General features: G+C 65.4%; 14 protein-coding genes. 3 read left to right on the top strand and 11 right to left on the bottom strand.

The window, feature by feature from the left end:
- Position 1: 1 nt before the first annotated feature.
- The 11 genes from ACZ47F_RS12970 to ACZ47F_RS12920 form a co-directional block, all read right to left on the bottom strand.
- Entirely contained in the window at positions 2-7,156 is a 7,155-nt protein-coding gene (locus ACZ47F_RS12970) for an amino acid adenylation domain-containing protein (RefSeq protein WP_464925101.1), read from the bottom strand.
- 269 nt (positions 7,157-7,425) lie between these two features.
- Positions 7,426-8,343, bottom strand: coding sequence for an XrtA-associated tyrosine autokinase (locus ACZ47F_RS12965; RefSeq protein ID WP_464925100.1), 918 nt, complete (start codon positions 8,341-8,343; stop codon positions 7,426-7,428).
- 9 nt (positions 8,344-8,352) lie between these two features.
- Positions 8,353-9,957 (bottom strand): XrtA system polysaccharide chain length determinant, encoded by a 1,605-nt coding sequence (locus ACZ47F_RS12960; RefSeq protein WP_464925099.1) that lies wholly within the window; start codon positions 9,955-9,957, stop codon positions 8,353-8,355.
- 82 nt (positions 9,958-10,039) lie between these two features.
- Complete coding sequence (locus ACZ47F_RS12955; RefSeq protein ID WP_464925098.1) at positions 10,040-12,172, bottom strand: XrtA/PEP-CTERM system-associated ATPase; 2,133 nt, start codon at positions 12,170-12,172, stop codon at positions 10,040-10,042.
- 10 nt (positions 12,173-12,182) lie between these two features.
- Positions 12,183-13,844, bottom strand: a complete 1,662-nt coding sequence (locus tag ACZ47F_RS12950) for a TIGR03016 family PEP-CTERM system-associated outer membrane protein (RefSeq protein ID WP_464925097.1) — start codon at positions 13,842-13,844, stop codon at positions 12,183-12,185.
- Positions 13,845-13,870: 26 nt separating this feature from the next.
- Positions 13,871-14,488 carry an XrtA/PEP-CTERM system exopolysaccharide export protein gene (locus ACZ47F_RS12945; protein ID WP_464925096.1) on the bottom strand — a complete coding sequence of 206 codons (618 nt, stop codon included), beginning with the start codon at positions 14,486-14,488 and terminating at the stop codon, positions 13,871-13,873.
- 260 nt (positions 14,489-14,748) lie between these two features.
- Positions 14,749-15,738, bottom strand: coding sequence for a sulfurtransferase (locus ACZ47F_RS12940; protein ID WP_464925095.1), 990 nt, complete (start codon positions 15,736-15,738; stop codon positions 14,749-14,751).
- Positions 15,739-15,800: 62 nt separating this feature from the next.
- Positions 15,801-16,529: a DUF6969 family protein gene (locus ACZ47F_RS12935; protein WP_464925094.1), complete on the bottom strand. Its 729-nt coding sequence runs from the start codon at positions 16,527-16,529 to the stop codon at positions 15,801-15,803.
- Between the two features lie 36 nt (positions 16,530-16,565).
- Positions 16,566-16,823, bottom strand: a complete 258-nt coding sequence (locus tag ACZ47F_RS12930) for a hypothetical protein (RefSeq protein ID WP_464925093.1) — start codon at positions 16,821-16,823, stop codon at positions 16,566-16,568.
- 121 nt (positions 16,824-16,944) lie between these two features.
- Entirely contained in the window at positions 16,945-17,553 is a 609-nt protein-coding gene (locus tag ACZ47F_RS12925) for a YeeE/YedE thiosulfate transporter family protein (protein ID WP_464925092.1), read from the bottom strand.
- On the bottom strand, positions 17,550-18,059 hold the full coding sequence (locus ACZ47F_RS12920; RefSeq protein ID WP_464925091.1) for a YeeE/YedE thiosulfate transporter family protein: 510 nt from the start codon (positions 18,057-18,059) through the stop codon (positions 17,550-17,552). Before ACZ47F_RS12920 ends, ACZ47F_RS12925 begins: the two co-directional genes overlap by 4 nt.
- 440 nt (positions 18,060-18,499) lie before the next feature.
- On the opposite strand from ACZ47F_RS12920, the gene ACZ47F_RS12915 reads away from it, so the two are divergent.
- From ACZ47F_RS12915 to ACZ47F_RS12905, 3 genes are all read left to right on the top strand, one after another.
- Positions 18,500-19,789: an NAD(P)/FAD-dependent oxidoreductase gene (locus ACZ47F_RS12915; RefSeq protein WP_464925090.1), complete on the top strand. Its 1,290-nt coding sequence runs from the start codon at positions 18,500-18,502 to the stop codon at positions 19,787-19,789.
- Positions 19,790-20,031: 242 nt separating this feature from the next.
- Positions 20,032-20,856: a sulfite exporter TauE/SafE family protein gene (locus ACZ47F_RS12910; protein WP_464925089.1), complete on the top strand. Its 825-nt coding sequence runs from the start codon at positions 20,032-20,034 to the stop codon at positions 20,854-20,856.
- Positions 20,857-21,013: 157 nt separating this feature from the next.
- Positions 21,014-21,391: a PA2779 family protein gene (locus tag ACZ47F_RS12905; RefSeq protein WP_464925088.1), complete on the top strand. Its 378-nt coding sequence runs from the start codon at positions 21,014-21,016 to the stop codon at positions 21,389-21,391.
- Positions 21,392-21,474 lie beyond the last annotated feature (83 nt).

Here is a 21,474-nt window from a genome sequence, read left to right as displayed (position 1 = left end):
TTCATGCGTTCAGACGGAGGTATTTGCCGGGCTGCTCGGGGTTGGGGACGAACCAGGCGGGATTGCCGCCGGGGTCTTTGCCGATGCGTGCGCCGGGCACGGGCGGGCGGTTGGCGTCGAATGCGGCGAGGGCGGCATCGGCGCGCCGGGGCAGGAAGTCGGCTTCCTGCAGTTCGGCCACCGCCTCCTTGAACGCGGTTTTGATGAGCGCGATGTCCTGCGGGGTGTGCGCGGTGGTGAGGAAGCAGGGGAAGTTGTCGAGGATATGGACGCCGCGGTCGCGCATCATGGCGAACAGCAGGTCCTGCATGGGGTGGTCTTCGGTGAAAAAGACCTTCCACACTGAGGCGAAGGACTTGAGCACGATGGGCGCGCCGGCCTCGCGGCAGTAGGCGTTGAGTTCGTCGACCATCGCTGCGGTCGATGTGGTCAGCACCTGCTGCAGTTCGGGGCCGGCGGCCTTGAGGTGCAGCAGCACGGCTTTGGCCGCCGCCAGCGCCAGCGGATGACGCACAAAGGTGCCAGCAAAGTAGGTCACGCCCACGGTGGGCATGGAGTCGTCGCCGTATTGCCACTGGCCACCGTCGAGCGCGTCCATGTATTGCCGCTTGCCAGCGATGACACCGATGGGAAAACCGCCACCGACCACCTTGCCGTAGCTCACCAGATCGGCGCGGATGTCGAACAGCGCCTGGATGCCGCCGGGGTGCGAGCGAAAGCCGGTGACCACTTCGTCGAAGATCAGCAGGGTGCCGGCCTGCGCGGTGAGCTCGCGCAGGGCGTGGAGGAATTCGCGCGGTTGGAAGTCGGGGCGGCGGCTTTGTACGGGCTCGACCACGATGGCGGCGAACTCGTCCATGCGGTCTTTGAGCGCGGCCAGGGTGTCGGGGGTACCGTAGTCGAACACGACCACGTTCTCTGCGGTGTTGGGCATGATGCCCGGCGCGGCCGGGATGGAGCGGCCAGTCCTGGTACCGCGCACGATGACTTCGTCGAAGATGCCGTGATAGGCCCCGGTGAAGATGGCGATTTTGCTGCGGCCGGTGACGGTGCGGGCGATGCGCACCGCGCCCATGACCGCCTCCGAGCCGGTGTTGCACAGCGCGGCGCGATCGGCGCCAGTGAGCTCGCAGATGAGCTCGGCCACCTCACCGGCCAGAGGGTGCTGCGGGCCGATGTCGTAACCGTCGTCGAGCTGTTTGCGTACCGCCTCGACGATGAACTGCGGCTGCCAGCCGAACAGGCTCATGCCGAAGCCGCTGAGGGCATCGACATACTGGTTGCCGTCCAGATCCCACATGTGGCAGCCAGCGGAGCGGGCGATGACGATCTGGTAGATGATTTCCTTGAGTTGCGGGCGAAAGCCATTGACCACGCGCGGGTCGGCCAAGTGCGGGCGGTGGCGCGCGGTGTAGGCCTTGGACGCCTGCGTGCGTGCGGTGTAGCGGCGGAGGAAGGCGTCGAGCCGCGCCTGCTGCCGACTGCTGAGTGTGCCGGTGGGTGTGGTGTGGATGCGGGCGATCGCGCCGAAGGCTTTTTTGACGTCGTACCGGACGGGAGCGCCCTCGCCGTCGCCCTCGGCGGGCGGGACCGCAGGCGGAGTTGCAGCGGAAGCGGCGCTCGGCGTGGACCGGGCGGTGTACGCACCACCGAGCAGCGCGAGCTGCTGCGCCATCAATTGCATCTGCTGCGCGATGAGTTGCTGCACGAACGATGCATTGGCGGGAACGTTCAAGGCGGTGGGCGTCTGGAGTGGGCCATCATCCGATACTGGCTGAGCAGAGTGCGTGCGCGGCATGACGGCGTCGACGGGCGGGCCCGGCGTGTGGGTGGGGGGCGGTGCGGCGGGTTCGGGCGGCAGTTGGCTGTCGATGTGCCGCGCCAGCGCGTCGACGCTGCCAAAGCGCTCCATCAGATCACGGAAGGTAATCGGCAGCGCAAACTCTTTCTTGATCTGTAGCGCAGCTTGCGTGAGGGTCAGCGAATCCAGCCCGAGTGCGATGAACGGAGTCGCCGGGTCGGTGTCGTCCAGTGCAATGCCAGATCCCTCTTCGAACAGGGCGTTCAGGCGTGCGATCAGCGCGGGCAGGCGTGAGACGGTCGGGGTCATGGCGGTAGCGGGCTGGGTCAGGGAGGGCGGGGGCGGGGGCGCGACTGGGGCTGCATTGAGCCAATAGCGCTTGCGCTCGTACGGGTAAGTGGGCAGCACGATGCGTCGGCGTTTTTGTGCGGCATCTCGCCAGGGCAAGTCGTGCCCCAGCGTCCACAGCTGGCCGCTGGCAAGGGCGAGTTGGTGCAGTTCCTGTTCGGGCGCGTCACCCAGGCTGGCGACAGCCGCTGGCGCGCTGGCTTGCGCCGGGCTGTGCTGGCGCAGCAGGGCGCACAGGGTGTTGCGCGGCCCGCATTCGACGCCGACCAGCGCCGGCTGCAGCGACAGTGCCGTGGTCACCGCGCTGCTGAAACGCACCGGTTCGCGCAGCTGCGCCGCCCAATAGGCGGGGTTGGTGGCCTGCTCGGGGGTGAGCACCAGCCCGGTGCGGGTGGAAACGATGTTGCGTTGCGGTGGCTGACGCGACACGGCGCGTACGGCGGCTTCGAACGGGGCGACCGCGGCGTCCATCAGCGGGCTGTGAAAGGCGTGCGAGGTGCGCAGCAACCGGCAGGCGATGCCGGCATCCTGCAGCCGCGCCTGCAGCCGTGCGATCGCCTCTTGTGGCCCGGCAGCCACGCTCGCCTGCGGGCCGTTTTCGGCAGCCAGTGTCACACTGCGGTCCAGATGGGGCTGCAGCGCCGCGGCGCCCAGGCGCACCGACAGCATTGCCCCGGGGGGCTGCGCCTGCATCAACCGGCCCCGCAGCGCTACCAGCGCTGCGGCGTCGTCCAGGCTGAACACCCCGGCGACCACCGCGGCGACATACTCGCCGATCGAGTGGCCGATCAGCAGGTCCGGCTGCAGCCCGCGGGCCATCCACCACTGCGCCAGTGCATATTCGATGCAGAACAGCGCCGGCTGGGTGATCGCAGTTGGCGCCAGCGCTGCCTGACCGTCGCCGAACAGCAACGTGCGCAGGTCGACATCCAGGTGAGGGGCAAATGCCGCGAGTGCGGCATCGAGTGCCTGAGCCCATTCAGGCAGCGCCGCGTGCAGCACGCGTCCCATGCCGGCATACTGCGCTCCCTGGCCCGGAAACAGCAAGGCGACCGGCGACGGCGTCGCAGGCGCCTGCCGCTGCGCGCGCAGGGTCGCCTGAGGATCGCGCAACGCCTGGGCGGCCTGCGCGGCGTCATCGGCGACCACGACCAGGCGGTGCGCAAACGCCCTGCGCCCGACCCGCAGGGTGTAGGCGCAGTCGGCCAGCGAGGTTTGTGGCGCGGCCTGCAGGTGCGCGGCCAGCCGTTCGGCATAGGCCGACAGTGCCGGGCCGCTGCGTGCCGACAGGCGCAGCACCTGCGGCCCGGATGCCGGGTCGCCCGGTGGCAGCAGTGGCGCTTCCTCGAGCACGGCGCAGGCATTGGTGCCGCCCACACCGGCGCTATTGACCAGAGCCAGTCGGGGCCGGGCGCCACGCGGCCAGGGGGTGAGCCGGTCGTTGACCACGAAGGGCGTGGCCTCCAGTCCGAGCTTGGGGTTGGGTGCGGTGTAGTGCAGGGTGGCGGGAATGCGCTCGTGCTGCAGCGCCAGCGCGGTCTTGATCACCCCGGTGGCGCCGGCGGCGATCACGGTGTGGCCGATATTGCTCTTGACCGAGCCGATGCGGCAGTTGTCGGTCCGAGCCGTGCCGCGGCGCAGCGCGCGGGCGAGTGCCTGCACTTCGACCGGATCGCCCAGTGGCGTGGCGGTGCCGTGCGCCTCGACATAGTCGATGTCCTGCGGCTGCACACCGGCAGCCGCCAGCGCGCTGGCGGCGGCTGCGGCCTGGCCGTCGAGGCTGGGCGCGGTGAAGCTGGCCTTGTTGCCACCGTCGTTGTTCACCGCCACGCTGCGGATGACCGCGTGGATGGTGTCGCCATCGGCCAGCGCATCGGTCAGCGGCTTGAGTAGCAGCACGGCTGCGCCGTCGGAGAACACGGTGCCTTGCGCGTTCAGGTCAAAGGTGCGGGTATGGCCGTCGGGCGAGAGCATCGCCCCTTCCTGGGAGAGATAGCCGCTGTCGGGCGGGCAGGTGATCGCGCAGCCGCCGGCCAGCGCCATGCCGCAATGCCCCGCGCGCAGCGCATCGACCGCCATGCCGATGGCCACCAGCGAGGTCGAGCAGGCGGTATGCACGCTCACCGCAGGGCCGGTGAGATCCAGCCGATGCGCGGTGCGGGTGGCGATGTAGTCTTTCTCGTTGGCCAGCATGACCTGGAACTCGCCCAGGCGTTGCACCTTGTCGGGATGGGCGCTGACATGGCGTTGAAAGTAAGTGGCGTTGTACATGCCGGCAAACACACCCACCGGTGTGGTGGTCTGGCCCGGCACATGGCCGGCGCGCTCCATGCACTCCCAGCACAGTTCGAGGAACACGCGCTGCTGCGGGTCCATCAACTCAGCCTCCAACGGCGTGATGCCGAAGAAGGCGGCGTCGAAGTCGGCCACGTCCTGCAGCACGCCGCGCGCAGGAACATAGGCCGGGTCGGCGCGCAGTGCGGCGGGAATGGCGGGGTCAATCTCATCCGGGTGGAAAAAGCGGATGCCCTCCTGCCCAGCTTCGAGCATCTGCCAGAAAGCCTCGATGTTCGGTGCGCCGGGAAAGCGCCCGGCCATGCCGATGATGGCAATCGGCGCGTCTGACGCGGTGCGAGGGGCTGCTGCGGCCAGCCGGTGGGTGGCGATGTCGGTCGCACCGTCGATCTGCGCTGCGATACCCCGTGGCGTGGGGTCGCCGAAAAACGCGGCAACGCCGAGTTCGCCCTGAGCGCGCTGACGCATCAATGCCAGTGCGCGCAGCACCAGCAGGGAATTGCCGCCGAGCGCAAAAAAGTTGTCGGTCGGCTCGACCCGGTCCAGCCCGAGCACTTCGGCGAACACAGCCGCAACCGCCTGCACCCGCCCTGCCGATGCCGCCGGGGGGCTGGCCGTGGTCGTCCGCACTGGTGCGGGCAGCGCCTTGCGATCGAGTTTGCCGTTGGGGGTGAGCGGCAGGCGGTTCAGCCGCATCAACTGCGCCGGCACCATATAGTCGGGCAGACGTGCAGCCAGTGCCTGTAGCGCCGCTTCGGGCTGCCATGCCGCGCCGGGCTGGGGCACCACATAGCCGACGATCTGCGTGCCCAGTGCGGCGTGCTGGTGAACCGCGACCGCGCAGGCCTGCACGTCGGGCTGCGAGGCGAGCACCGCCTCGATCTCGCCAAGCTCGATGCGGTAGCCGCGCAGCTTGATCTGCCCGTCGGCGCGGCCGACGAATTCCAGCAGGCCGTCCTCACGCCAATAGGCCAGGTCGCCGGTGCGGTAGAGCTTGCCTGCCGGGTGCAGCGGATCGGCGACGAAGCGCTCGGCGCTCAGCTCGGGGCGGTTGAGATAGCCGTCCGCCACCCCACGCCCGCCCACGCACAGCTCACCCACCATGCCGCGCGGCAGCAGCTCACCGTGGGGGCCGCAGATCAGCACATGCGTGTCCTGGATCGGCCGGCCGATCGGGATGGTCTGGGCGTCTGCCGCCAGATCGTGACCGATGCGATGGGTGGCAGTGAAGGTGGTGCATTCGGTGGGGCCATAGCCGTTGATCAGCGTGGTCTGCGGCAGCGCGGCCAGCGCCCGGCGCACATGTGCGACCGATAGCGCCTCACCGCCGGTAAGTAGATAGCGTAGGCCGTCGAACCAGTGCGGATCGTCGTCGACGATGCTGTTGAACAGCGCGGCGGTCAGCCATGCGGCATTCACACCCAGCTTGGAGATGCTGTGGGCGATTCCCGGGCCGGTCGGCACGATTTCGTCGTGCAGCACGCAGCAGCCTCCGTTGAGCAGCGGGCCCCAGATTTCCAGGGTGGAGGCATCGAACCCCAGCGGCGCGGCATGCAGCATCACCGTACCCGTATCCAGCGGCATGAAGCAGGCATCCACCACCAGCCGCAGGATGGCGCGGTGTGCAATGGCAATGCCCTTGGGTACGCCGGTGGAGCCCGAGGTGTACATCACGCAGGCAATGGATTCGGGCCCCACCTCGGCTACGGCAGGCGCACCGCACAGCGGCAGAGCGGTCGGATTCAGCGTGCGCAGCTCGGTAGCAAACAGATGCGCGGTGTCGGGCTGCGCCAGGGCCAGCCGCGCGCCGGCGTCACGCAGCATGAAAGCCACGCGCTCAGCAGGAAACCGCGGGTCGATCGGCAGATAGGCTGCACCCGCCATCAACACGCCGAGCAGGCAAGCAATGGCCTGCGGACTGCGGTCGAGCGCCAGCGCAACCACATCGCCGGGGACAACCCCATGCGCCTGCAGCGCCGCGGCCACCCCGCCCGCCTGGGCGTGCAGCTGAGCATTGCTCCACTGCCCGCCGATCCAGCGCACCGCCGGGGCCTGCGCCTGCGCAGCCAGAATCTGCGCAAACCGAGCATGCACACTCGGAACGCAGGGCACCGGGCGCTGCGGCGGGTTGAGCGCCAGCAGCGCGGCGCGCTGGTCTGCGCCGAGCAGGTCGATCTGGTCGACCCGCTGCGTCGGATCGAGCTGAATGGCTTGCGCGGTCTGCTGCAGGGTGCGCAGCAGGGCGTCGAGGAAAGAGGCAGGATATGGAGCGGCGGAAGTCAGTTCCAGCCCCGTCATCGCACCTGGCACGAGCAGCAGCGCGCGGGGATGGCGGGCAAGCACCTCAGTCTGTAGTGCGGCGTCGTCCAGCCAGATCAAGTCGATGTCTTGCGAGTCGCGCACCGGCAATGGGGCGAACGCCCCAGCCTGCGCACGCGCGACGACCTGCCCCGCTGTCTCCTGTGCCGAGCAAGTGAGCAGGCCAGCTTCGCTACCGCGCCGCAGCACGAGCAGCGCCTGGCTGGCATCGCACAAACGGCGCATCATGGTGGCTGCCGCAGCAAGCCACAAGGCAAGTGCTGGCGCGCAGGTCGACTCTGGGTAGGACAGGCGCATCGTTTGCACCGGCTTGGGCTCGCGCACGGCGAGTCGCGGCACGAGGTCGCGCAGAAGAAGGGAGCGTCGGCCGCTGTTGTCTGGCATTGTGTGCATGTTGGCCACCTTGGCGGTGTGCGAGCAGATGCCGAACCCCGTCCCGCAGTCTGCCTGTGGCGACGATTGCACCGCGCCCGCGCTGCTTTGCCTAGTCCCTCACTTGGGGTGAAGGCAACACTGAACAAGTCCCCTGCGCGCTGCGCACCCGTCCTGCGGGCGGTCTGCGGCGCAGCCCTCGCTCGCCATAGCGACAGCTGTTGTCTCGGTGTGCGTCTTGCATCCCATCCCGCAGCCCGGCGCGGGTGCATCAATCGCGTTAACAGGCCCTAGTAGGCGTAGTAGCCGTAGGGTGAGCCGGCCTTGGGGCCGCGGCTCTGGTTGAGCAGGGTGTAGACCAACGGGTGATCCTGCAGGATGCCCAGCGACTGCTGCACCGTGCCCTGATGCGTGCGTCCTGCCTGCACGACGAACAGAATCTGCCCCGCATGCTGTGACAAGGCACGCGCCTCGGCCGAGGGCAGCAGCGGCGGGGCATCCAGGATGATGACCCGGTCGCGGTAGCGGTGCACCATCTCCTCGAGCAGCAGATCCATGGTGGCACTGGCGAACAGCTCGGTGGCCTGCGCGCTGGGCGTGCCTACGGGCAGCACGGCCAGCTTGGGAATGTTGGTGGCGAGGATCAGATCGGCCAGGTCGAGTTCGGGGTGCAGCAGCTTGTCAAGCAAACCCTGCGCCGGAGCGATTCCCAGGCGTCCTGGCAGCGCGCTGCGCGACGGATCTGCATCGACCAGCAGCACGGTGTGGTTGAGTTCGGTGGCGATGCTCATCGCCAGGTTGACCGCCACAAAGGTTTTACCCTCTCCGGGCAGCGAGCTGGTGACCATGATGAGGTTAGGTCGGTCGATCTTGCCCGCCGCCGCGCCGGTGATGTTGTTCAGCAGCGGGCGCTTGATGACTCGGAATTCATCGACCAGCAGCGAGCGGGTGGCGTGCGGCACGATGTAACCCTGTGCGGCGAGCGCATTCAGGTCGATGTCGACCTGCCGCGAGCGTGTGCCCATGTCCTGCGGGCGCGCCAACGCCTCCTCGGCTGGCTTGGCCGCCGTGGGCAGGGGATGCACACTGCCCGGCGGCGCAGACGCCGGGGCTGCGGGCTCGGTTTGTGGGCTGGCGGCCCAGGGCAGATCGACCCCGGCGGCGCGGAGTTCCTCGAGACGTTTGACCGCTTGTTCGATGGTGCTCATGATGTGTCCTCAGACGCCGCCCACCCGGCTGAAATGCGACCAGACCGCCCAAAGGAGTCCGATGGCGACGATGCCGGCAATGCCCAGTCCCAGGTGGAGACTGTCTTTGCGGTGCTGCGCCAGCACGTCGGGCAGGTTCAGCAGCGAGACGCTGCCCAGCACCGGCCGATCGATGCTCTCGCGTAGGTGGCGCGGGCTGTGGAAGGTCGGCATGAGCTGGGACACCACGAAGCTGGCGGCCACGCCGCAGGCCAGGGCGAAAAACACCAGCATGGCGATGAGCATAGGTTTGCTCGGAAACAGCGGATGCTGCTCGACCCGCGGCGGATCGACCACGCGAAACACCGCCAGCTGCGAGGTGGCGTCCACGCTCTGCGTGAGCCCGGCGGCCTGGCGGCGGGCGACCAGGTCGTCATAGCTCTTGCGGATGATGTCATAGCCGCGCATCAAGCTGGCGTATTGCTGGTCGAGCGCGGGCATCTGGCCGGCCTGGCCGCGCAGCTGGTTTAGCCGGGTCTGCGCCTCGGCGACCTGGGCCTGCAGCGATGCCACATTGGCATCGGCCTGCGCGACCTGCACCCGCAGTTGCTGATATGCGGGGTTGGCCGTGCTGAGCATATTCGGCGCGGCTGCAGTCGTGGCGGCGGCCGGCTGCTCGGCGGCGGCCTTCAGTCTGGCCTTTTTCTCGGCTTCCAGCCGGACCAGGGTCTGGCGCGTGGCGATGACGTCCGGATATTCATTGGTGTAGCGCTGCAGCAGTTCGTCCAGCCGGTTGCGCTGGGTCTGGATCTGACGATCGATGTCGAGCACGTCGGTCGGGATGGTCTGGCCCGATGGGGTGACTGCCGCTGTACCGGGATAGGGCGAGGTGACCGTGATGGTCGGCGGTTCGCTGCGCATCTGTCCGGCGATGGCGTTGCGCGCGGCGATCGCGGCGCTGAGCTGGCCCTGCAGTTGCGAGAGTTGGTCTGAGGCCTGGTTGACCCGGGTGTAGTAGTCGATGTTGGCTGGACCGGCGTAACCCGGGTGCGCGGTCTTGAAGTCCTTGAGCTTTTGCTCGGCGGCATTGAGCTGCCGTGCGTAATCGGCCACCTGTGCATCGAGGAACTGCAGCGCCTGCCGCGTGTCCTGCTGCTTGCCGCCGATGCCGGAGGTGAGGAACATGTTGACCAGATCGCGCACCACGTTCAGCGCGACCCTGGGGTCGGCATTCGCATAGCTGACGCCGTAGAGATTTTCCCGGGCGTTGATGTCGAGCTTCAGGCTCTTGTAGAGCTGGTCGACCGCGCGGTTCATCGCATCGGGTCGGCCGTCGTCGGGGGCGAGCTTGTTTTCACGCACCAGTCGTTCCAGATTAGGGCGCGACAGCAGGGTGCGTGCGACCATCTGTACCTGTTCGTCGATATTGGGCTGTACGGTCAGGCCCTGCATCAGGGGTTTGAGCAGGGTTTGCGTATCGACGAACACCCGTGCCGAGGCCATGTAGCGTTCGTGGAACAGGGCCACGCCCACACCGCCCAGGACGAGGACGACCCAGGCAGTGAGCAGGCCGACCCAGCGCCTGTCCCACATGCCGGGCAGGAGGTTGAACAAAGGGCGGAGCAGATCGTTCATGGCAGAGCCTTGCAGTCGGTGAACAAGATGGGCGCGCGCTGCCCACCTTGCGTGCGGTCGGCCAGGCGCAGGAGATGCGTGGTCATGCCTGCACCTCGAGGGTTTCGAGAACCTGGTTTTCCCATTCGGTCATCAGCCAGGTTTCCAGCGCCTGGGCGATGCGTTCGGCAGCCCGGCCGTCGCAGCCCAGCGGGTTGCGCGGGAGCCGCCACTCGCCGTCGAGAATGTCGCCCATGGCCTGGAAGATGCGGCGGAAGTCGCGGCCCACCAGATGATTGCCGTTGCCGCGCAGAGTCTGTGGGCGGCCACAGTGATCGCTCAGCGTCAAGCAGGCAACGCCCAGATAGGTGCTGGCATCCTGCAGGTTGGGCCGATCGGTCAGCAGGCAGGTGGCCGACTTGAGTAAGGCCAGAGTCTGCCCGTAGGTGAGCTCGGGCACACAGGCCACGCGCGCGCCACGCAGTGCATCGCTCAACCCGAACTGGAGCATGCGGCGATGAACGATGTCCTGCATCGGCCAGATCACCGGCAGGATGTGGCTGAGCCGCTTGGCATTGGCCAACATGTCAATCATCGATTCGCGGTGATCCGCCCACCGGGCATCCTGTAGCGACAGCAGCGCGTAGCCCTGAGCGCCTGTCAAGTGGCTGCTAGGCACGCCGATGTCGGATGCGAAGGTCAGCGGATCGGCAAGGTCGTGCAGCGCCTGGATCAGCGCGTCGGTGCGCAGATTGCCAACCACGCGGATCGTCTCGGCGGGGATCCCGTCGCGGGTGAGTGGTGCGGCGCAATCGGCATCGATCGCCAGGTGCAGGTCGGCCAGCTGGTCGATGAGGATGCGGTCGATCTCCTGCGGATCGGTGCGCTGGCCGTGGCGCAGACCCGACTCGATGTGCGCGTGCCAGCGACCCTGCCGCTTGGCCACCAGCGCGGCGGCTAGCGCGGCGTCGCCGTGCGAAAAGGTCAGCACCGCAGCTGGGTGGTAGCTGGCGACGATCTGATCGAGCCGGTCGACCCAAGCGGCCAGCCCGGTCGGCGTCTGCGGCGCGTCGGGGTGCAGCGCCAGGTCGATGTCGGCCAGAGCCGGGTCGGTGGCGGACAAGGGCGCCGGGTCGATTCCCACCAGCAGCGGAAGCGGTAGCCCGGCGCGGGCTTTCATCTTGCGCATCAACGGCTGCAGCGCGATGCGATCTTCGTCGTCCTGTGCGATGCACAGCAGCGGCCCAGGTTCGCCCTGTCTGGGCGGGGCAGGGGCGCGCAGGAGCGTCGCGCTGAGCTTGCGCTCAGCGGACAGCGGCGCGGGGCGTTCCGTCCGGTTGGGTTGCAGCGAAGGCCGTGCCGGTGCGGCGACCGCAGCGGTGATCGTTGGCGCCGGTGCAGGGTCGACCGGATGCAGCAGCCCGCCGATTTCCTCGCGGATTTCGCGCGCGACCTGCTCGACCCGCGCGGTGTCGATCTGTTCGGCGTCGTCAAGAAAGGAGGACAGCAGCAGCCGGTTACACAGCATATTGATGCGCCGCGGCAAGCCGCCGGTCCAGGCATGAACTGCATCGAAAGCAGCATCATCGAACTGCGGCCGACCGCTCCAGCCCACGCGCTTGAGACGGTGAAGGATGTAGGCGCGGGTTTCATCGGCGTCCATCGGGCCGATGTGGCAGCTGGCGATGATGCGCTGGCGCAGCTGTTCGAGGTTGGGCGCACGCAGCACCTCGCGCAGCTCCGGCTGCCCGACCAGATAACTCTGCAGCAGCGCGCGGTTGCCGTACTGGAAGTTGGACAGCATCCGCAGTTCCTCGATCGCCGCGGCGTTGAGGTTCTGCGCCTCGTCGATGACCAGCAGCGCCCGCCGGTTCTGCAGCATCAGGGTAGTGAAGTGCGCTTCCAGTGCAGCCAGCAGCTCGGCCTTGGAGGCGTTTTTCGATGGCACGCCGAAGGCACTTGCCACGGCGCGCAGCAGGTCGTCGGCTTCCAGCTGGGTGCTGACGATCTGCGCCGCGGCCACCTTGGTCGGGTCCAGTTCGGCCAGCAGCGCCCGCACCAGCGTGGTCTTGCCCGCGCCGATTTCGCCGGTGACGATGATGAACCCCTCTGCCTGCATCGCGCCGAAACGCAGGTACTGGTGCGCCGAGTTGTGACCCTTGCTCTCATAAAGAAAGCTCGGATCGGGGTTGAGCTGAAATGGCGGGGCGCTCAGGCCGAAATGCACAGCGTACATGGGCTGGAATTCAGAACTGGTGTGTCAGCCCTGCGTAGATCGCCGATTCGTTGGCGCTGAGAATGCCGGTGTTGGCGGTGTCGAGCAGCTGCCGACGCACACCGACCACCACAATGGTCTGCGGCGAAAGCTGGCGGTTGAGCTGCACGATCAAGGTGGTCTGGCGCGTACTGACACCCTGGTTCAGGCCAAAACCGGTGGTCAATGCATGCAGCACGCCCAGATTCAGGCTCATCACCGGGGTCAGTCGCCGGCCATAGCTCAGGCCGATCCCGTTTTGCACATAATCGGCCGAGGCCAGCAGCAGACTGCTCAGCGGCGGCGTGCCCGGCAGCAGCAGATCGCTGGTGCGGGTATGGAACATCGACGCGGAGTAGCTGTTGCGCTCGACCAGCAGCACGGCGGTGGCGGTCAGTGCATCTTGCAGCGTGGCCGACTGGGTGTAGTAGTTGATGGCGTTGGGCAGCGTCGACGGCAGGCCGCTGACCGCCAGCAGGTTCTGCACAGCACGGGCGCGGGTGGTCGGGTCGGGGTATTGCGACGCGAGCATGCCGTCGAGCAGCGTGGACAGACTAACTCCGGACGGAATGGTCTGCAGCCCGGCGAAGAAGGTCGAGGGCCCGCGGATCCAGTTCAGCCGCAGACTGAGCCGCTGGATTTGCTGCGAGGCGCTCAGATTCCATCCGGTGCCGAAAAAACGCCGCTCGATCACGCCGTCGACCCGGGTGAAGACATTGGGCCGCCAGGCGAGCTGAGCGCCGTAGATGCTATGACTGAGGCTGGCATAGGCGGTGGCGTAATGCTCGCGACCGCCGATCAGCCCCGCCTCAAGGTGTGGCGTGAAGGCATACAGTGCGCGGGCGCGGACGATGTCGTCGCGCACGGTGAGCGAGCCGGCATCGGTGTAGACCGTTTCTTCCTGCTTGGCGTCCACTGCCCAGCCGAACGGCGTCGGACGCCGGTCCAGACGCACCGACTGCACGCTGTAGCGCCCGTTGTTCAACGGCTGACCAGTCTGGTTGCCGCTGATGTGCGTCCAGGTGTTGTCGCTGCGGGCGCGCAGCCGCAGGTCGTCACTGAAGCGGTGATCGATGTAGGGGCTGATGCGATATTGGGTCGTGGTGTAGGTGGCCGTTCCCGTGCCCTGCGAGGGGATGGTCAGCAGCGCGTTCTGCTGCGATGTGATTCCTGCATCGAGATACAGCCACTGGTCGATCAGACGCGCGCTCAAGCCCAGGACGCCCGAGGGCAGCACGGTATTGCTGTATGAGCCCCGCGCGTAATACTGGGCGTTGAGCACGAAATTGCCGAAGGTGCGCAAGTCCGGTCCCTCGGTCTGAAACGCAATGCCCGGGGAGATGCTGAGGATGGTGTCGGAACGCGCCGGAGTGCTCGTGCCGAAGTACGCGTTGCTGGTCTGTACCACCGACAGCCCCAGCGAGGGCTGGACAAAATTGCCTCGCGGCACGGCCGCACCACTTGCCGCGGGCAGCGGGGCCAAAAGTCCGTTACCCAGGGTGTCTGCGGCCGCCGGCTGCTGCGGCACACCGAGACCGCCCGGCATCTGCGCATTCAGCCCCGGGATGGTCTGACCAAAGGCCGCCCCCGCCTGCAGAAGACACAGGGCCAGCGGGGTCAGCGCAGAAAGGCAATAGCGGCGTGTGGTCTGCATGGTGGGGCAGGTGAGGGGGCGAGGCGTCAGAACATGCTTTGCGGAATGATGATCACGTCACCCGGCTCGACCGGCACATTCGCCGACATCTGACCGCGCTTGAGCAGATCGCCCAGCCGGATGCTGTAGGTCTTGCCGTGGCGCTCCAGGATCGCTGCATTGCCGTCGGCGAATTCGGTGAGCCCGCCCGCGGCAATCATCACATCAAGCAGGGTCATGTTCTCGCGGTAGGGAATGGCCGTCGGGCGGACCGCCTGACCGACGATGCGGATCTGCTGGTTGTACGGGCCATGGAAACCGGTCACCACCACCGACACCACCGGGTCGCGCACGTACTTGGACAGTCGGGTCTCGATTTCCCTGGCGATCTCGCCAGGCGTACGTCCGGCGGCCTGGACATCCGGGGCGAGCGGGGTGGAGATTTTTCCGTCCGGACGGACCTGGATGGTCATCGACAGATCGGGATTGCGCCAGACATTGACGTTCAGTGTGTCGCCCGCGCCCACCTTGTAGTGATATGCCTCCTGGTTGATCTTGTCCGGAGCTGGCGGATAGTTGTTGACAGCGCAAGCGCCCAACGACAGGGCCACGGCGGATGCCCCGATCACACGCCAGAGACTGAAACGGGGATTGCGCACGGACATGATTGACCTCGGTGGTGAAGGTGGAGGAATGAAATCGCCACTGAATTGTGGAAGCCTGCTACCGACGGCACAAGCCCTCATTTGATCGGGTTCTCGTGCAACTGGCTGTGAACTATCTCACGGCTTTGCCGTGGGGAAATGGGTGAATTGCCGGTTGAGGGGCAAATCGGTTGCATCACCCACCCGAATGCGGGGGAAAACAAAACGCCCGGGAGGCCCGGGCGTTTTGTAGGATGCCGCGAGCGCGGCTGAGCGGAAATTTACTGCGGCAGACCGACGGTTGGATTGCCAAGGTTGGTCCACTCGATCATCGAGCCGGCGTAGAGCTTGGAGTTCTTGTTACCCAGGATTTCATGGGTCACGAACCATGCGCCGGACGCCAGGTGGCCGGTGTTGCAGTAGGTCACGGTCGGCGCGTCGGGCTGGATATTGAACTCGGCGTAGATCTTCTTGTAGTCCTCTGCGCTCATGAACTCATGCGCCAGACCCACCGGCTTGACGATGGCATCGGTCGGGAAGGATCGTGCGCCCGGCAGATGGCCCGCGGTCTTGTTGACCGGTTTTTTCACGATGCCGAGGAATTGCGCGGTCGGACGGGCATCGATGAACTGCTCCTTGCCGCCTTGCAGACCCTCCTTCACTTGCTCCAGGCTGGCCAGGATGGCCTTGTCTTCGGGTCCGGCAACCCAGTTCCCCTTGGCCGGAGCCGGCTTGTCGGTCGACACGGGCAAGCCAGCCTGCAGCCAGGCCGCCACACCGCCATTGAGGATCGCCAGCTTGTCACGCGGCTCGCCAAAGTAACGCAGCTGGAAATACAGCCGGGTGGCCATGTCCATCGAGTCCACGCTGTTGCCCTCGGGCACGATGACCACAGGCTTGTCGATCTTGTTCAAACCCGCGTTGTCCATGGCCTTGGTGAAAAAGTCGGCGCTGGGCAACTGGGCCTTGATCTTCACGCCGTTGACGACCTTGTCCTCGCGGATCTTGCCGAAATCGACGAACACGGTGGTGCCGGGAATGTAGCCACCGACCTTGACCAGATCCTTCTTGTTGGTCTTTTTGTCGACCTCGAACTTGGGCTCCTCGGTGAGGGTCTTGGGCTCATCGCGGATATCGACGATGACGACCTCGTTCTTGTGCTCGTTGAGCCATTGCGGCGTGACCAGCGGGCCGGGCAGGGTGGCGGCCCCGGCGGTGTGTGCTGCGGCCACGGCGATGATGGTCATGCCGATCAGATGTTTGAGTTTCATGTGGGCTCCTCGTTTGGAATGGTGGAACTGCATTTTCAGGGCGTGTACCCGCCCGGCTCGGTTCAGGGTGCTTGCACACCCAACTCTTCCAACGCAAGGATTTGCGTCGAAAAATCAATACGACATTGACTCAGAATATGCGTTCGCCGGTCTTCGAACAAGCCACGGCGCCCGCGTTCCTGCAGAGCCGCGACCCGCGCGTCGCGCAGCTGCGCAATCAGGTCGATCTGCGGACGGAAAAATGCGAACACGGCATCCAGCCACTTTCCCACCCGGTGCGGCTTGGCATCGGCAAGTGTGGTGCGGCGAGCCAGCGCACAGACTTTTTCCGCATTTTCCCAGCACTCGGCCGTGACCCACTGGTTGGTCGTGAACACCCGCAACGGCATGCCGCGGGCGTCGAGCGACAATCCGGCGAGATGGGTGTATCGCTGGTCAGGGGGGCACTGCGTCCGCGCATTCGGCGCGAACACGTGGAAATGGCCATGTTCTCCGCGCATTCGCTGGGATGCAGCATGCGCGTGGTAGTAAAACGATGCGCCCGAGCGGCTTTTGGCATCGCCTTGCGGATAATGTTCCCACTCCACGAAGGCGGCGGGTCCAATCAATTCCGAGACCACGGTCTTGCCCTGCTTGAGAAAAGACTGGGTGGATTCGATCGCTTCGAGCCCGGCGGCGTACAGATCGCTTCGCTCTTGCGGGGCCAGTTTGCGCAGCAGATCGACGGTGAAGCGATGACCTGAGGGTGCATGGCCGGACAACAGGGAAGAGGACTGGATCATGGTGCGCATGGCGCAGCACGCACTGCGCCATGGGTTCAGGTCAGCTTACTTGGACGGGGCGCAAGGATTGCTGCCTTTGGACGGCGCGCAGGGGTTGCTGCCCTTCTTTTCCATCTTTTTGTCCATTTTCTTGGACGGCGCGCAGGGGTTGCTACCCTTGGACGGCGCGCAGGGGTTGCTCGCGGCGTGGGCAACGCCAGTGGCCGACAAGCTGGACAGAGCCTGCGGCATCGGCGCGACTACCGCAGCGGCGAGCGCCAGTGCGGGGAGGGCTTGGGAGAGTTTGATACGGGCTTGAGCCATGTGGAACTCCTGATCAGTGGTTGAACAACTCAGATGAGGTTTGAATTTGCAGAACTGCAAGCCGCAGCCCTGTTCGCAAATAACGATCGAACAGGACTGCGCGCTGACAGCGCGAAACAATTTACCCGTTTTGCGCCGCGAGAGATCCGGCAGTGTGCTGGCCAGGCGCCTTTCGCGCTGCGGCGTTGCTGCGAGTGAGGTAACCGACGATCACCAGCACTGCAAACAGCAGGCCCCACACCGCCCATGCGGGCATGTGTAGCAGTTGCGGCAGGGTCAGGCCGTCCGGCCCGGTCTGCTTCCAGACCCACCCCTCGATGGAGCTGAACACCGAGTTGAAGCCCAGCGTGCCGATGCCGATGCCCAGCAGGAATAGCAGGCCGTCGATCTTGCCTGACATGAAGGCCACGAGCGAGGTGCCGGGGCAGTAGCCACCAACTGCCATGCCGATGCCGATACCCACGCCACCCAGTGTGGTGCCCCACAGCATGACCGAGGGCACGAACATATTGTCGAGTGAAACCAGGCCGAGGCCCTGCAGCAGGTACAGGCCTCCTGCCGACACCAGGATGGCAGTGAACATAACCTTGAACACGGCCCAGTCCTTGAACCGCAGTTGCGCGGTGAGCTTGCAGCCACTACCGAAACCGGCGTTTTCCAGGACGTAGCCGAAAAGGATGCCTAGGAGGATGCCCGATACCGGGCCGGTGTATCCGAGAGGGAAGTTCATTTCCAGAGTCCTTTGGTCAGTTGGCCGAATACCGCGCCGGCGACAAAAAATCCGATCAGAAACAGAAAGCCCGCAGCGGCCAGAGTGGCAGAGCCCGACAGACCCATGCCGCTGGTGCAGCCCAGCGCCATGCGCGCGCCGAATCCGGCAACGATGCCGCCGATCAAGGCAAGCACGAGGCGCAAGGTGCGGCCTGCCTGCGTGGGGCCATCGATCTGCCACTTGAACCGACCAGCCAGCACACTGCCGATTAGCGCGCCAATGGCCAGCCCAACGACTTCCCAGACGATCCAGCGGTTGAGGCCGACTTCATACAGGTTGTGCAGATAGGTATGCGGGGCAACGATGTTGGGATCGATCTTGCCGGCAACTGTCGCGGTCACCAGGGTGGTGGCCCCAGTCACGCCGTAGCCGTTGCCGGTGACCAGGAATGTGGCCAGTAGGCCCAAACCCAGCACGACCCCGGCGACATAGGGGTTCCAGAGTGGACGAGGTGTATTACGCATGTCTTGGCATCCTCCAGGTGGTGTTGCGGCGACTGGTTCGAGTGCGCCAGCAGCGTTGATCGGGTGACCAACAACTTGTCTGCCGTCAAAGTATAGGAAGGTTTTCACAATGCTTCCGGGAGTATTAGGGTTTTTCCAGACTAGGACTAACACCGATGTAACTCTTCGGAATTTGCGTTTTATCAAGGTCTGTCGGGGCGGTTGACGGGTATCCCCGAGATCTACAGGGATGCTAGATATGCTTGAATTACAACGCGTCGTGGATGTGTCATGGGGCAGTTGGCTGCAGCCGCATCCGGGCGCCCTCGCTGCACCCCTTTGCGCAGGACACATCGCCGCCGCTTGCAACGGATGCCTGCTGCCCACGGGGTAAAGCGCAGGCTCGTTGACCGCGGCCCGAGCGCATTCGGGAATTGACTTGCACATCTGGAGACCAGGGTATGGCACACATTGTTGTTTTGGGAGCGGGTATCGGCGGCATGCCGGCCGCATACGAGTTGCGTGAAGCGCTTGGCAAATCGCACAAGATCACGGTCATCAACTCTGTCGATTACTTCCAGTTCGTGCCGTCCAATCCCTGGGTGGCTGTGGGCTGGCGCAGTCGTGACGAGGTGATCTTCCCGATCAAGCCCTATCTGGAACGCAAAGGCATCGACTTCATTGCCAAAGCCGTGACCAAGATCGAACCCGAAAGCAATGCCCTGACGCTGCAGGACGGCAGCAAGGTGAATTACGACTTTTTGGTCATCACCACCGGGCCCAAGCTGTCTTTCGAAGAGGTGCCGGGTTCCGGCCCGCACGGGGGATACACCAACTCCATTTGCACCATCGACCATGCCGAAAAGTGCTACGCCGACTATGAAAAGCTGGTGGCCGATCCGGGGCCGGTGATCATCGGTGCCATGCCCGGGGCAAGCTGCTTTGGCCCGGCATACGAGTACACGATGGTGCTCGACACTGCGCTGCGCAAGAAAAAGATCCGCAACCGGGTGCCCATCACCTATGTCACCGCCGAGCCCTATATCGGGCACCTCGGGCTCGATGGCGTGGGTGACTCCAAGGGCGTGATGGAGCACGCCTTCCGCGATCACGACATCCGGTGGATCACGAACGCCAAGACCACCAAGGTCGAGGACGGCAAGATGTTCGTCGACGAACTCGATATGCACGGCAACCTGGTCAAGCAGCATGAACTGCCTTTCAAACATTCCATGATGCTGCCGGCGTTCAAGGGCGTCGATGCGGTCGCCGCGGTCGAAGGCCTATGCAACCCGCGGGGCTTTGTCATCGTCGATCAGCATCAGCGCAGCCCGAAGTTCAAGAATATCTATTCCGCCGGGGTGTGCATCGCGATTCCCCCGGTCGGGCCTACGCCGGTGCCTTGCGGTGTGCCCAAGACCGGTTACATGATCGAGTCGATGGTCACCGCGATCGTGCACAACATCGAGGAGGAGCTCGCAGGCAAGCAGCCGACTCACCGCGGCACTTGGCAGGCGATCTGCCTGGCCGACTTCGGCAATACCGGTGCGGCCTTCGTGGCCATTCCGCAAATTCCGCCGCGCAACGTCAACTGGTTCGGCGAAGGCAAGTGGGTGCACCTGGCCAAGATCGCGTTCGAAAAATATTTCATCCGCAAGATGAAGAAGGGCAACTCCGAGCCGATCTACGAAAAGTACATGATGAAGCTCATCGGCATGGAGCGACTGCTGCATCCCGAGCGCAAGAACTGATCGGCGCTGCCTCCATACCAGCCCGCAGGTCGTCCAGCCTGCGGGCTTTTTTGTTTTCGCCGGCGGCGATGTGTCGTCTCAAGTCCGGCTGAAGTCGGACCGACCCGAGCAGGGCGGACGCACCTCTCGGCCCGTTAGAACAAGGCCCGAGGGATGTCTGCACAGGCACCCGCGCAGGCAGGAAGTGCCATCATTCGGTATCTTTCGAAGGCCAGCCCGAAGCGCCCAATCGCCCCTTCCTCATGACCAACATCGCCGACATTTTGTTTTCGCTGACGATTTTTCTGCTTGCCGGATCATCGGCCGGGTTTCTCGGTGGTCTACTTGGAATCGGTGGCGGTTTGCTGCTGGTGGCGGCGTTGAGCTTTGCCTTGCCGGCGCTGGGCATTCCTGCGGACGAGGTGATGCATGTCTCGGTCGCGACCTCGATGGCCAGCATCGTGCTGACCTTCATCTCCTCGGCCACTGCGCACATCCGTCGCGGTGGGGTGCTGTGGCCAAGCTGGCGCTGGCTGGCGCCGGGTATGGTGCTGGGCGGCTTTGCCGGGGCGCATCTGGCGCAGATGCTCAGCGGCCAGGCGCTGCGCTATGTGATCGCGGCATTCTGCGCGCTGATGGCAGTGCAGATGGCAATGGGTAAGGGCCGTCAGTCCGCCGTGGGTCAAGAGCACGTGCCGCGATCGCCTTGGCTGTTTCCTTCTGGCGTGGGCATCGGGGCGGTATCGGCGATCGTTGGCATCGGGGGCGGATCGATGACCGTGCCGCTGCTCGTTGCGCTGGGGGTCAAGCCGGTCAAGGCTGTGGCGACCAGCACGGTGTGCGGCCTGGCCATTGCCGTGTCCAGCGCGCTCAGTTACATGCTGTCGGTGCATCCGCCGGCGCACCCACTGCCGACGGGAACGCTCGGTTATGTGTTCCTGCCCGCGGCGGCGGCCACTGCAGTGGCCTCGATGGTGTTTGCGCCGTACGGCGTGCAGGTCGCGCACCGCATTTCGGGCAAGTCGCTCAAGCGGGTGTTCGCGATCTTTCTGCTGGTCGTCGGTGTGCTCATCGCCCTGGGAGGATGAGCGCGATGCTTTGTCTCGAGACAATACGGAGTCCGTCGCTGCGATGGGGGCGCATGGGACTTGTTCACTGTTGCCTTAAACTGCGATGCACACGCCTACTTTGCCCGCTTTCAGGGGGTAAAGGTGGGCAATTTCCTCTTTCTGAAAGGACATGGCGATGCATTCTTCCCGAATTTCCCGTCAATTCCTGGTGTGCGCCCTGGGGCTGAGCCTGATGGTTGCGGCACCCGCTGCACGCGCGGAGCTGATCGGCACGCAACAGCTCACCCAGTCGCAAACCACGCCGGACGCCGCCACGCTGGCCAAGGACCGGCAGACGCTCGATCAATTCATGGCCCGCGCCGATGTGCGCGCCAAGCTGGAGCAGATGGGCTTGAACCAGGAGATCACGCAACAGCGGCTTGCCGCGCTTAGCGACGCCGAGGTGGCCCAATTGGCCAGCAGGATCGACAGTATGCCTGCAGCCGGCGCGCTGGGTTTCCAGGAAATGGTGATCATTCTGCTGGTGGCGATTCTGGTGGTGCTGGCGTTGTGACACCCTGCGGCAACTGGAGGTGGTTTGCGGCGCAGACGCCCGCGCTGGCCTGTGCTCCGCGGCGTTACCGAGCGCCCGCGTGG

It is taken from the genome of Thiomonas islandica (genome assembly GCF_055383445.1).
The sequence above is the reverse complement of the archived record's forward strand: the minus strand, read 5'-3'. Positions and strand labels throughout refer to the sequence as shown.